The following is a 14118-nucleotide window of genomic DNA, read 5'->3' as shown; positions in this document are numbered from 1 at the left end:
TAATTATATTACATAAAAAAATATTGCAAAGAAATGACATATACTTCCTGCTAAAACAATCAAGTGCCACAAAGCATGATGATAAGGAATTTTTCTCCATACATAAAATATGGTTCCTACTGTATACAAAACACCTCCAAGAACTAACCAAAAAAGCCCCCAAAATTCCAAATTAGCTACTAAAGGTTTAAGCGCAACTACTACTAGCCAACCCATTGCTATATACAAAAGTGTTGAAAGAATTCTAAACTTTTTAACAAAAAATATTTTAAATACTATTCCAATAGCAGCTAATATCCAAACTGTTGAAAAAAGTATCCATCCAGTTTTGCCATGTAACGTAATAAGTGTAAAGGGAGTATATGTACCCGCTATCAAAATATATATAGCCGAATGATCAAAAATTTCAAACAAATCTTTAACCTTTTTATTTTGAAAACTATGGTACAAAGTCGAAGACAGGTACAAAATAATAAGGGAAGAACCATAGATAATCGAGCTAAATATGCTCCAAGGCTCCTTATTGATTGCAGAAAACACAATCAACAGCACCAAGGCTGCTATACTGAGTAAGGCACCAATACCATGAATTACTGCATTAGCGATCTCCTCTCCAATTGAATATTTTTCAATATTATCCAAATCTTTCAAGTGTTGCACCCCTTTCTCTGTTTAGAGATTCGTTATTAATCTACAAGAAAATCTTCACTATTTTATTATTAACTATCAAACTTTCGATTTTTTAATTGTTCTAGTTCCTTAACTTTTAAGGCAAGTGAACAAGCGCTATCATTATTTTCAAGCAATTTTTTATTCTCTCTTATCGCCACAAAAAAATCACTTTTTAAGGCTTCTTTAAAAGAAGAAGTTTTTATATTGTGAGAAGATACATTAGTTACCGGACATGGCGTAACATCTCCATAAGGATTTATATGAGCAAACCCTATCCCTGATGAAACACAACCGCCAAATGCATCCTCATCTCCTGGAGAATGAATGATAAATATATTTTTATTTTTTTTATAATATAATATTTTTTCTCTAAATATCTTTCGTTGCTCTAAATTTAAAGAGTATAACTTTTCTGGTGAAGCTTCCGTTTCAATATATTCTATAAAAAAAGCTATTTTAATATCTTTATCAATTAACTTCTGTAAATTATCTTCTTCCATCCAATAAAGATAGTTATCTTTTGTTATGGTAACTGAAACACCTGATAGAATATTTTTCTCATTAAGTTTATTTATTGTAGAAAATGCTTTATTGAAAGTATCTGCTCCTCTTCTTTTATCTGTCAAATAATCATTTCCCTCTAAACTTACTATTAAAAGGGTATTAACTAGTTTTTCAAGCTCAGAAAAGATGGAATCATTAATTAGAGTTCCATTTGTGAAAATCAAAAATAAATTATTCTTGTATGACTTACAAATGTCCAAAAGATTAGGAATCATAAAGGGTTCTCCACCGGCAATTAAATATGAAAAAACTCCTAATTTATTTGATTCATCTATAAAATTTATCCAATCTTCTTTTCTCAAGGAATGTTTAGCGGAAGAAATATCTTGGTTTACATTTCCTATGTTAAATGCAAAACATCCCTGACAGCTTAAGTTACAGCTTGGAGTAACACTTAAAATCATTATGGGAGGAACTTTTATACCTTCTTTATCCAATAATTCTCTTCTTATTTCATTTGAACACCAGTAATTTTTTACTATGGGATAACTCTTCAAAAAATATTCTGGATTTTGCAAAACAAAAGGCAAAAATATTTTACTTAAATTTGGATTTACAGAATTCAAAGCTTTTTTAAGTTCGAAAACTTTAAATATATTATTAATATAAAACACCACCTATATTTATTCAACATGTTGATAACTATTTGTTGATAAAGATATCACTCATAATAATCAGTAATTTATGAACACTTACAATTCGTATTTTTAAAAGTTATGAACTTTTTTAGGCTATGTTGAAAACTTTTATCAACTATCAACTTTCTATGTTCAAAACTTACTAAACCTCTTCTAAATTAATCAAAAATTTAATGCTTTTCTAATGTTTTTTTAATTATGAATTGAACAGCCTTTAATTGTAAGTCAAATGACATACTCGGTAAATTTTGCCCTAAATCAGAAAATTTTTGAACTACCTGTTCAGGAAAATATGGAACATGGATAAAACCTGTCTTAGCTGGATATCCCAACTTATCTGAATAATATAAACTCAAATACATAACCTCATTACACACATACAATCCTGCACTATTAGAAATTACAGTAGGAATACCTTTATTTCTTAGCTCGTACAAAACTTCTTTCACAGGCAATGTTGAAAAGTAAGCAGAAGGTCCATCTTCTATTATTGGTTCATCAATTGGCTGAAAGTTGTCATTATCTGGAATCCTTGCATCCATAATATTTACGGCTACCCTTTCTATACTTATACCACTTCTTCCTCCTGCTAACCCTAAGTGTATTGCATAATCTGGCTTTATCTTGTCGAACAATTCTTTCAAAAACTTATTAACCTTTTTAAATGAAACAGGTAACACCTCTAAATATATTTGTGTACACTCAAACTTTTCTTCCTTCAAAGCGTTTATAAGAACTTGAGTGGGATTAATCTTGTCTTCTCCAAAAGGTTCAAAACCCGTAACTAATAGTTTCTTCATAGTTAATCCTCCAATAAACTTAAAAAACTACCTTGTACCTCTGTAATTCAAAGCTTCAGACACATGATTAATTTCTATATTTCTAGATTCAAATGAATCAGCTATAGTACGTGAGATTTTTATAATCCTATTAACTGATCTAGCAGTTAATTTCAAATTCATCGAGGCTTGTTTTAAAAAATTTTCAGCTTTATCTGTAAGATTTGCTACCTTCTTTAGCTCTTTATTAGATAGTTTTCCATTCAATTTGCCTTGCCTTCTTATTTGAATTTGAGCGGTTTTTGAAACTCTTTCTTTAATCTTTTTAGAGCTCTCCCCTTCCTCTTTAGACATCAACTCTTCTATTTTTACTCTCGGCACATCTATTCTTATATCTATTCTGTCCATAATAGGACCAGAGATCTTTTTGTTATAATTAACTATTTGATTCATAGAGCAAGTACATTCAATCTCTTTGTCACCATAATAACCACAAGGACAAGGATTTTGCGATGCTATCAACATAAACTTAGCTGGAAACTTTGCAACTGACTTAGCCCTTGTTACTACAACTTCCCCATCTTCTAAAGGCTGCCTTAAAGCCTCTATTACATCTGCTCTATATTCCGGAAATTCATCCATAAAAAGAACTCCATTGTGTGCCAAACTTATCTCTCCTGGTTTAGGTATAGCGCCACCACCGATTATTGATGCACTTGATGCGGTATGGTGAGGAGATCTAAAAGGTCTTCTGTTAACTATAAAATTCATATAACCTGCCACAGAATAGAGCATAGTTGATTCTATGATCTCTTCTCTAGTCATGTCTGGTAAAATTGTAGGTACTCTTTTCGCAATCATTGTTTTTCCTGAACCAGGTGTCCCCTTCATTAAAACATTGTGAAAGCCACTAGCAGCTATCTCCACGGCTCTTTTTGCAAAGATTTGTCCCCTTATCTCTTGAAAATCTATATCATAGAAAATTTCATTCGATCGTTCATAAAAAGGTTCGAACTTGTCTATAATTCCAAGAGAAATACTTTCAATATCTCGTAGATTCTCAATTACTAAAACATCTTTTTTGCTCACAAATGCGCTTTCTTCTTGATTACCTTTTGGAATTATAAACTTTGCTTCTTTATTCAATTCTTTAATAAACATTAAAAATAAAGCTATACCATGAACTGGTCTAACTTCTCCATTTAATCCAAGTTCTCCAAAAATAAAATAGTTCTTGTCAAGCTCTTTTATCTGCCTAGAAGCTTCTAGAAGAGAGATAGCTATTGGTAAATCAAAATGAGAACCTTCTTTTTTCATAGAAGTAGGAGAAAGATTAGCAACTATAGAGCCATTTGGGATAGAAAAGCCGGTATTTCTTATCGCACTTAAAACTCTCTTTTCGCTTTCTAAAACTGAAGTAGATGGCATACCAACAATTTTAAAAGTCTGCTGGGTTGACCGTGAGTTTATATCTATTTCTACAAGTATATTTTCTACCTTAAATCCGTCTATACATCCCGTTTGAATCTTAGAATACTTCATCCATTTTAAGCTCCTTTTGATTTTTCAAAAACTATTTTATTCGATCTTATTATCTGATTGAATTATGTGATTCTTAGTTTAAGTTATTACTCAGGTGCTTTTTCTATCCTTAATTTTTGTGCAGCAAGAATAATTAAAGCAAAGGTTATAAAGGGTATCAAATACGATATAACAAAGTTTCTTTCACCAACAACACCCATAGATGTTGATATAATCATAGCCCCAACACCAGTTGAACCAAATGCAAGCCCATTATACATACCTAACCATTTCTTTGGAAGATGTTGATTTGTATATTTTTGAATGGTAGGAAATATTGCCGATAAGCTGAAACCAACAAATAAAAAGAATATATAATGTTTGAATATTAGTAAAAGAGCAATGCTGATTATAACTGAAGATGAAAAGTAAATAATTGTTCCCAATTCTGTAAATTTTTTATTCAAAAACTCTGTAAGTAATCTTCCAAATGTAAAAACTATCCAAAATAAACTAAGGACAATCGAAGAAAATTCTTTTGAATAATTGAAAACATTGTAGAATAAATTACCACTCCATGTAATTATTCCTATTTCTGTTCCTGAATACAACAAAAATATAAGTAACGACAAATAAACAAATTTATTACTTATTATATTAAGCGCTTCTTTAAACTTAATTGTTTCGTATCTAATATTCGGGATAGGTTTAAGGGATAACACCCAAATCAATATAACAATAGCTAACACTAAATGGAAAAAATAGATGAACCTAAAATCCAAATTTAATCTTAAAAAAAGGCTAACCAAAAGGGGCGCAAAGATACCTCCAAAACCAAAGAAAGCATTATAAATACCAAAATTTTGATATTTTCCATCTAAGTGTGAATATGAAGAGGTTAGAGTAAGAAAAACACCTCCAGTAGCAAAGCCTAGTAGAAAAACTGCAATGACTATCATAGGAAAATTAACCGCAAAAGCAAACAAGATTAAACCCACAATCTGAATAATAATTGCACCTATTATAAAAAAATTATATCCTATCTGTGCTATGAAAAATCCTCCAACAAAGTTAGAAATCATAGTTCCTAAAGTACTTATAAATGGAAGTATTGAAGATACAGCTACTGAAATTGAAAATCGTTCTTGGATAGATGTCATGAGGGGTGCTAGGGTATTCATAACCATTGAAAAAATAACCATTGTAAAGTAAATAAAATTTCTTGAATTTTTTTGGTTCACAAAGGTCCCCTCTCTTTTAAATTTTGAGTATATAAATGTGCTTGCCTTGTTATCTCTGGAATTCTATACTTTGTACAAAAATTCAATGTATACTCTAGTGAGTCCCTAAAATCAATCCAATTTCCCGGTGAAATAAAAATGGGTTTAACTTTATCTTTGGTTCTTAAAACAATACCTATCTTCTCATTTTTATGATACAAAAAAGAGTAATCTCCTTTTTTGTATCCTGGTTCCACATAATCACCAATTAATTTCGATTTTGCTATTCCAATTGTAGGTTTTTCAATAAAAAAAGAAGCATGAGTAGCAAGCCCCATTCTTCGAGGATGGGCATAACCCTGACCGTCAAAAAATACAATATCCGGCTCACATTGAAGTTTTTCCCAAGCCTTTAAAAATATTGGCAATTCTCTGAAAGCGAGAAATCCAGGCATATATGAAACCTTTACAAAATCGATTGCCCATGTCAAATCTATCAAAGAAAGGCTTTCATAGTCAAACGTTACGATAACAGCAATCGCCTTATCTCTTTGGAAAGATAGATCTACTCCACTAACTATCTTGGGAACGCCTTTGTAAGAAATAATTTCAACTTCTTGTGATAGTTTTTCTTGAATGAGAATCATTTCTTCTCTTGTTAATTCAAAATCATGAATTTTTTTATATTTCAATTATATCACCCAAAATTACACAATACACCTCTATTCCTTGATCAGTTCCTCCAATTCCAAGCCCATTCCCACTTTTTCCTTTTATACTAATTATATTCGTAGGTATCTTAATTATTTGAGATATATTATTTTTCATATCTTCTACCAATGGTGCAATTCTCACGCTCTTTGAAATAATTATACAGTCTATGTTGTTTATAGTCATTCTATATTTCTTGCTTATAAATAAACATGTCTTATCTAAAAGAACACTACTATTAATGTTTTTATATTCATCAGTCTCAGGAAATAATTCTCCAATTGAACCCATCCCACACATTCCTAATAACGCATCTATTAAAGCATGAAACAAAACGTCGGCATCTGAATGCCCATATAATCCAATACCTTTAGGATGTTTAATTTCCACGCCACCTACTATCAATTTTCTATTTTGTTCAAAAGGATGAACATCGTAACCAAAGCCTATCTTCAACATTAATTTAAGCTTTCCTTTTCGGCATAATAATATACATGTAACTATTATCTTCAAGAGGTTTTAAAATAGTAGGAAGTTCCTCACCTGAAATATTAAATTCAAACTCAACTGTCTCTATTTTTTCTAAAGCCTCTCTAAAAAACCTTGGAGAATAAGCTATTTCAATGTTTTCTCCTTCTTGTTCAACCTTTATCTCTTCTTTAGCTTCACCAATATCTGGTGAACTAGCATAACAAACTATTAACCCATCTTTTATATTCATTAATGTGTATTCTTCTTTTCCAGAAACTATAGACATCCTCTTCATTATATATAAAAAATCAGATGTCCTAGCCTTAATTTTAGTTATAAAACTTTGAGGGATAATAGCTAGATAATCTGGAAATTCTGCCTCTACAGTATTAAAAATTAATTGAAGATCATCATCTTCAAAATTAAAAAGCACTTGCGAACCACTTTGAATGATTTCTATCTTTTCGGTTTTAGAAGAAGATAATATCAATCTTAACTCTTCCATACTTCTTAAGGATAATAGAAAAGGAGATAGAAGATTTTCTTCCCCCACTTCAATTTCTGATAAAGCTAATCTAAAAGAATCTGAAGTTACCAGGTTTAAAAACCCACTTCTTCGAAAATCCCAATAAACAGAGTTAAGATTTCTTGATAAAGGAGAACTATCTTTTAGAACGCAGAATAACACTTTATCTATCATTTTAGAAACAATATTTTTATCTAAGAATATAGCATTTCCGGAAACATCAAAAGTCAAAGCAGGAAACTCTTCGGGATCCATTATTGGAAGTTTAAAATTAGAATTTCCTCCGGTCAATCTAACCACTCCGTCTAAGTCTACTCGCACCGTCTCTGAAGAAAGACTTGATAATATCTCTAAAAAAACTTTCTGCTCAACCACGGTCGAAAAGGGCCCATCTACATCTTCAACCTTTAGCCACTTGTGAAAACCTGTTTGCAAATCAGTTGTATAGATATGCAAAACATTATCTTCAATATATAATTTTACACCACTTAAAATAGGGTTGGTAGTTTTTCTTGAAACTGCATTATTAGCAAGTTCCACCGCATCTCTCAGAACTTTAGTGTTTATTTGAAAACCCATTATTTTCCTCCTCCTTTTAAAAATATACCTTACCCACTTGGGTTATGGAAATACTCTATAAGATCGTCACATTGTTCAGAACCTTAATTGTTGCCCGTCGAGAACTCTTCTTAACTAATTAAAATCATTTCTCAACACTTTAATAATATTAGATCTATTTGTGAACTACTTCCCTTATAGAAGTGGGTGACTTCTATGGCTAATTAGGCTAAAATAAATATAAAAATTTTATATTTATTTTATTATATCAAAAATAAATGATATAATGGCTAAAATTCTGTATTTACATACGAAAAATATAATTAGGGACCGAAAGACCCTAATTATATTTAAAAAATATTTATTTATATTGTTTTTTTAAACAGTTTAATCTTTTAACTTTTTAGCTAAAAAAGTTGCAACATGTTTACCGGTAGTACCTCTTCCAAACCCTGCATCCATATAGTTTTTAACAGCTAAATCATTAGTTATTTGAGTCCCTCCTACTATTATTAATATTTTATCTCTTACTCCTTTTTCAACGGCTATTTGATGTAATTTTATCATGTTCTGAATATGAACATCGTTATGGGTAATTATCATAGAAGCCAGTATTGCTTGTGCACCTACTTCTATTGCTGCATCTATAATCTTTTCTGGCGGAACTGAGGTACCTAAGTATACATAACTTATGCCATATTTTTCTATACCACCATGTTTTATATCTAAAATTTCCCTTATTCCAATATTATGTTCGTCATTTCCGATGGTACCTGCCACAACTTTGACTTTATGTTTACTAAAAAAGTTGAAAAGTTCATCGTCATCAAGTAATTCTTCTTTCTTTGGAAGTTGCAATTCATCTTTTTTAATAAAAAAAGGAACTTTCCCTTTCAACTCTAAATAAGTGCCTTCTGCAGGATGCAAAATTTTTTTACCTATAACTTGTATCTCTTCTAGGCCCATTCTTTTACATATTTCTATTGCGGCCGCTTGTGCATAATCTTCTTGTTCTGGTATTGTCATATCTATTTGTATCCATCCATCATATCTCCACTCAACTTCCGGTTTTATAAGATTTTGGCTCTTATACTCTTTTATTTCAGAAAGCCTTTTTTTAACATTATCTTCTTCGTCTAACTCATCTATATATTGTATTTTTTCCCTTTTATGCAAAGTACATCCATCAATTAAATCACAAGGTTTTTCAATATTTTTTGGTAAATTATTGTACCCAAAATGTTCACATACTGGTGCCATATAATCTTCATCTCTTGGTACAACAGTTCCTGCAGCAATTTCTCCATTTGTTGATCTAACAATTCCGTCTCCAGATCTCTCTGGATAAAAACCATTGTCAACAAACATACCTTTTTCAAGGGCCTCAAAATAACCTCCCATTTCTATAATTTCTTCAAACATTAATATAGCACGCTTTTTCAACTCTCTAACTTCTTCCCTTATTTTTCCCTCATCAAGTTTGACATATTTTTTTATCCCATCTGCAGATATTAAGGTATGTTTTGCGGTTTCAACCCCTCTTATAGAATTAATATGCCATGGAACGTTTCGACCTTCGTCAGGGGTAATTGTTGATTGTATATCAGCAGATGTTAATCTTGATATCATTGTATTTAAAACATGAATCCTGGTAGCATCAAACAAATCTGACTCAATATACCTTGTGTTCATTTGGGCCCTAAATTTATATCCATTAAATAATTCCCTTAAGGTTACTGCATACACTAAATTTATTCTAAATTCTGGTGAAGGCGAAACAACCGGTGGCACGGTTGACAAAGCAATATTTTCTTTCTTCATTCCAACTTTTAAAGAAAATAACGAATTTATTGCATGCTGTACAAGTAATTCTGGCATCACATTTCTGGCTTTTTTAGCAGAAGCATTGGCGTTATGTGCCCCATCTATTTGAAGCATATTAGCACAAGCCATAATCTTCTTTGCAACAGCAGCGTCTACAATAGACCTTACAGGATTTATCCCTCTATACAAGATGTTATATTGGGGATCTTGGTGTGCCCCATTTACTCCCTCTTCAGCAAAAAGAACAGCAATCTCGGGACCCGCTACCCCTGATACATAACTATGAAGATTTATTTCTCTACCTACCTCCTCTTCTATGAGATCTAAAGCCTTTCTAGTAGCTCTAAGCTGCTTCCTAGTTATTGGTATACCCCCAGTTCCTTCTGGAGTTCCTTCTAGAAGACCATCAACATGACTTTGACCTAATGTTCTAATAACCATTATATGATCTGCTCCATGCCATGCAGCCATTCTCATCCTTCGTATATCCTCTTCAAATCTGCCTGAGGCTATTTCTGACGTTATTACAGTATCAGGTTGTGGATCAATGCTTTCAAAATAGTGAGCAGAAGGTAGGGGAATAGAATTTTTTAAATCTTCACTTATTTGATAATATTCAAAATCACTTTTTTTTATCCCTTCTGGTAATTTTTTTCTCCAAGTCCACCCTTTTCTTTTTGGGGAATAATTTTCTAGATCTTTTAATATTTCTTCTATATTTATCTTTTCATTTGGTTGAAGTTTCATCTGTACTCCCACCTTTGAATAAATTTTCTACTTCTTCCCAATAATTTCCTTTTATTAGTTCTTCTCCAGCTTGCAAGATATCAATATTTTTTAGATTCGCAAGTTGATATACAACATTACCCGCACCTTTTGACAAAAGTCTTTCTTGAGAAATTCTTTCAACAAGAGCCTTTGCTTGCAACGAGTTGAATCCCATTCTAAGCAGCACAGATCTCTCTATTGAGGGAGAAGTATGCGTTTGAGCTAGTTCTACTAAAGGTTCTACCACCCTTTCTGCAAGTTCCCAAAAGTATTTATTCAACTCTTCATCTGTCATGTGTTGCAGTTTCTCTGACCTCTCAATAAAATCATCTGGTCTTTCTTTCATAAACAACACCTCACATAAAAAATTATGCCCTTAGTTTTTCTATCAATTTTTGGACCGTTCCAACACTTTCTCTGATGTCTTCTGCAATAAATTCTATTTCTTTTCTAGTAAATTCTGTTTTATTTAATCTTTTAAAAAGTTGATTTATATATGATTCTTTTAATTGCATCATTGGTATTTCTATATAACCGATCTGTAAAGGACTCTCTGGAATTACTATCCTTTCGCCGGGTTTATCCTCTTTTATCGGATCTCCTTTTTTTACTTCGATGTTGTTTTGTTTTGCAAATGTTAATTGAGCACTAGGTAATTTTCCTGCGCCTGTATATTCAGTTTCATTAACAACTATTATCTCATCTTCGTTCATTTCTCTTGCTAAGGCAAAAGCAGCAGCTAATGAGGTATTTCCAGCAGGTCCCCTTTGAAGCCCTTCTAACTTTGCAAGCAATTCTGTCATATAGAAGACTTCTCCTTGTGTAACAAGGACATATCTGTCCATATATCTGAGAACTCTAGCAGCATTTCTTGGAACATCAGATCTATCTGGAAACACTGCAAAAGGAATACCAAACCCTGTGTGTCCTGTTGTAAATGATTTTCTATTAAAATCATTATCAGAAGCCATATGAAGACCTCTAAGATCCACACTTGCACCAACTATTATGGTATTAGTCGCCCCAGCTTTTTGGAGGCCTCTTGCTGTACCTGTGGTTAAACCTCCACCTGCATGAGTGCTAACAACAACATCAGGAAATCTACCTGTAATTTGTTGGGTTTGTTTAGCAATTTCCCAACCCAAAGTCTCTATTCCGGCTATTGCATAAGGAGAATAAAGAGAGGCATTAAAAAAGCCAGTCTCTTCCAAAAGCAACAATGTATAATAAAACAATTCAGGTCCAACTGTAGTTTGAACTATCTCGCTTCCATATGAGGCGCATGACCTTTCTTTCTCTAAAATCTCTGGTTGGCCAATACCCCTTGAATCAAAACATTCTTGAACAATTATCGATTTTAAACCTCTTTTAGCAGCTTGAGATGCAACAGCTGCACCATAGTTACCACTTGTTGCGGCAATAACTCCTTTGTAGCCCAATTCTTTAGCCCTATATACACTTACAGATGCTCTTCTATCTTTAAACGATCCTGAAGGATTTGTTTGTTCATCTTTTATGAATATTCTCGCACCTTTGCCTCTATCAGAATGCTTTCTAACCAAGGCATTTATATTTTTCAACTCAACTAAAGGTGTATTCCCAACTGCCGTTTCTCTTTGTATTTTCTGTACTTCTGCTATTGTATAACCAGCTTCTTTCATCATCTTTTGATAATCAAATGCTATACCTTCAATTTCAAATTTGTCGTAGTCAACCCCAATTGATTTTCTAATTATTTCTGTTTGCCTGTTCATTACAGCTTCATAAGATTTATCCATTTCTATCACCTTCAAAAAGTGAATCCATAGTTATTTCTAAAAGTTCAGCAATGGGCTCTCCAAAATTATGCTCATATTCCGGATTTATCTTTTCCAAGTCCCCTTCAACAATTCTGCCTATAGGAGTTTTTATAACAACTAAATCACCTATACTAGCTTCATCATTTTGTAAAAATCCTTTTATGCGGATTTCAAAAGGAACTTTTTTTGTATCTTCTGGTAAGTGTTCTGACCTTTCTTGAGGTTTCAAAGCAACAAAGTGAATCTGAACCCAATCTCCTTTTTTGGCTTTCATAAAATCTCCCCTTTCAATAAAATTCCCCTATTAACGTTCTTGGAATAGGTAAATCAGACATAGTTACTAATCCAGGTTCCGCTTCTATAACACTTGGTATCATATTAGTAGCAATGGCTATAGTACCCTTACCTCCAGGAATCTCTGGTTTTATTGATAAAGAAATATTAGGATTACCTTCAATATTAATATAATCACCAGTTTCAATATCTTCAAGTTCAGGTAGAATTTGTTGAGGATGTTCTAATTCGATTATCAATTTATCTTCTGAGTATGCCTTAGCAATATGCTTACAACCAGCAACCATTCCTGGTTCTACCCTTACATATTTTGTTTCTCTTACAACACTTGAAATTATTGGTTCTCTAGTTTCTTCAATGTGGGTAATATTCCATTCTAAAGCATCCGCAATCATATCTATAGATTGTTCAAATCCTATATGGCCAACTATCGAGCCATTTCTAATCCCTTTTTCAAACTCTTCAGGTGTCGAACCTACACCTTGAGTCTGCATCACTGTGGGCCCAAAAGGAGAAAGATCGTTTATTCTTGAAGCCTTTATCTTTCTAACGTTTAAACAAGCTCCCGTCAGGGTTATTATTAACGTATCAAGAACAAAACCAGGATTTATACCTGTTCCCAAAACACTCATATTGTGTCTAACAGCTACATTGTTGATTTCATTAGCAGCTTCTATATCCGTGTAAAAAGGGTAAGCCATTTCTTCTGCTATTGTAATGACATTCACATTATTTCTTAAAACTGTAATTATTTGGTCTTTTACATTCGATATGAAAGAAGAGGTTGCTATTACAACAAGGTCGGGATTAGTTTCAACGATCATTTTTTCGGGATTATCAAAGACTTTAATTCCTGTTTTTCCCAAACCTAATAGTTCTCCTACATCTCTATTAATATATTCTTCTCTAATATCATAAACTCCAACTAATTGTAAGTCATATTTACTCAAAACATTCCTTGCTATTCCACTTCCCATAGCTCCAAAACCCCAGATTGCAACCCTATACATAAAAATAACCCCCTTATGAAATATTTTTCATCCTCATAATACATTTTACAATTTATAGTAACATTTCTCAATCTCTATAAATAGTCGTTATCCTAAAATAAAAGCGTCTAATCATCATAAAAGACGATTAGACGCTCTTAACGCTTTTTCAACTTTAATTCAATTTGTTAAGAAATTTTAACATATCCTTCTTTTCTGGTAAAATAACTAGACAATTTATTTACTCGATTGTCCTTTAGTAAATCTTCAAAAAAAATCTTATATTCTTGTTCCGTTTTATACCACCTATTAATCAAATCTATAAAACCTAGATCTTTTTCACCTTGTTTTATATACAACCTTGCGAATCCATACTTATTCCATAAACTTATCTGAACCATATAGTCATACGAAAGAGATTCTAACATCGAACCTATATTTTCTCTAGCTTTCAATATAGAATCTTTTTCATTTTCTAAAAGTGTTAACAAAAAAATCAAAAAATCTTGCCCTAGTTCAGAGATTATTAAATCATTCTTTTCACGCGATTCTTCGTCAAAATCATAATATATATCCTCTTTTTGAACTGCGTATCCTGGAACTATCTCAAATATTTTAAATATTTTTAGAACGTTGTAGGTTTCTTTTTTAGAATTTATTTCCTTCCTAAATTTGTTAATGCCATCTCTTTCATAAGTTTCAAACTTTAATTTAGATATAGTTTCTAATTGACTATCACTTAGTACTTCTAAATAATAAGCTAAATACAGTTTAAACAAAATAC

Annotated in this window: 14 protein-coding genes; all 14 read right to left on the bottom strand. The window is 32.0% G+C overall.

Features of this window, described 5'->3' with window-relative positions; translation table 11 throughout:
• Positions 1–3: 3 nt before the first annotated feature.
• Positions 4–642: a PAQR family membrane homeostasis protein TrhA gene (trhA, locus tag DTL3_RS03835; protein ID WP_045088594.1), complete on the bottom strand. Its 639-nt coding sequence runs from the start codon at positions 640–642 to the stop codon at positions 4–6.
• Positions 643–719: 77 nt separating this feature from the next.
• Complete coding sequence (locus DTL3_RS03830) at positions 720–1850, bottom strand: radical SAM/SPASM domain-containing protein (protein WP_171820582.1); 1131 nt, start codon at positions 1848–1850, stop codon at positions 720–722.
• A gap of 194 nt (positions 1851–2044) precedes the next feature.
• The gene (locus tag DTL3_RS03825) at positions 2045–2674 is read right to left on the bottom strand and encodes a pyroglutamyl-peptidase I (RefSeq protein ID WP_045087602.1); all 630 of its coding nucleotides are present in this window, start codon (positions 2672–2674) and stop codon (positions 2045–2047) included.
• 27 nt (positions 2675–2701) lie between these two features.
• Entirely contained in the window at positions 2702–4195 is a 1494-nt protein-coding gene (locus DTL3_RS03820; RefSeq protein WP_045087601.1) for a YifB family Mg chelatase-like AAA ATPase, read from the bottom strand.
• Between the two features lie 86 nt (positions 4196–4281).
• Complete coding sequence (locus tag DTL3_RS03815; protein ID WP_045087600.1) at positions 4282–5415, bottom strand: MFS transporter; 1134 nt, start codon at positions 5413–5415, stop codon at positions 4282–4284.
• Entirely contained in the window at positions 5412–6086 is a 675-nt protein-coding gene (nfi, locus tag DTL3_RS03810; RefSeq protein ID WP_045087599.1) for an endonuclease V, read from the bottom strand. Before nfi ends, DTL3_RS03815 begins: the two co-directional genes overlap by 4 nt.
• Positions 6076–6564: a 2-C-methyl-D-erythritol 2,4-cyclodiphosphate synthase gene (gene ispF, locus DTL3_RS03805; protein ID WP_171820581.1), complete on the bottom strand. Its 489-nt coding sequence runs from the start codon at positions 6562–6564 to the stop codon at positions 6076–6078. Before ispF ends, nfi begins: the two co-directional genes overlap by 11 nt.
• Positions 6565–6568: 4 nt before the next feature.
• Positions 6569–7681, bottom strand: coding sequence for a DNA polymerase III subunit beta (dnaN, locus tag DTL3_RS03800; RefSeq protein WP_045087598.1), 1113 nt, complete (start codon positions 7679–7681; stop codon positions 6569–6571).
• Positions 7682–8047: 366 nt separating this feature from the next.
• Positions 8048–10231: a D-ornithine 4,5-aminomutase subunit OraE gene (gene oraE, locus DTL3_RS03795; protein WP_045087597.1), complete on the bottom strand. Its 2184-nt coding sequence runs from the start codon at positions 10229–10231 to the stop codon at positions 8048–8050.
• Positions 10212–10598: an ornithine aminomutase subunit alpha gene (locus DTL3_RS03790; RefSeq protein WP_045087596.1), complete on the bottom strand. Its 387-nt coding sequence runs from the start codon at positions 10596–10598 to the stop codon at positions 10212–10214. The genes oraE and DTL3_RS03790 overlap by 20 nt, the downstream gene beginning before the upstream one ends.
• 22 nt (positions 10599–10620) lie before the next feature.
• Positions 10621–12030 (bottom strand): 2-amino-4-oxopentanoate thiolase subunit OrtB, encoded by a 1410-nt coding sequence (gene ortB, locus DTL3_RS03785; RefSeq protein ID WP_045087595.1) that lies wholly within the window; start codon positions 12028–12030, stop codon positions 10621–10623.
• Positions 12023–12325, bottom strand: coding sequence for a 2-amino-4-oxopentanoate thiolase subunit OrtA (gene ortA, locus DTL3_RS03780; protein WP_045087594.1), 303 nt, complete (start codon positions 12323–12325; stop codon positions 12023–12025). Before ortA ends, ortB begins: the two co-directional genes overlap by 8 nt.
• A gap of 13 nt (positions 12326–12338) precedes the next feature.
• Positions 12339–13355, bottom strand: a complete 1017-nt coding sequence (gene ord, locus DTL3_RS03775) for a 2,4-diaminopentanoate dehydrogenase (protein ID WP_045087593.1) — start codon at positions 13353–13355, stop codon at positions 12339–12341.
• 167 nt (positions 13356–13522) lie between these two features.
• Positions 13523–14113: a hypothetical protein gene (locus DTL3_RS03770; RefSeq protein ID WP_045087592.1), complete on the bottom strand. Its 591-nt coding sequence runs from the start codon at positions 14111–14113 to the stop codon at positions 13523–13525.
• Positions 14114–14118 lie beyond the last annotated feature (5 nt).

Origin of the sequence: Defluviitoga tunisiensis (genome assembly GCF_000953715.1) — a bacterium.
GTDB lineage: Bacteria > Thermotogota > Thermotogae > Petrotogales > Petrotogaceae > Defluviitoga > Defluviitoga tunisiensis.
Note: the sequence above shows the minus strand (reverse complement) of the source record. Positions and strands in the feature narration are given on the sequence as shown.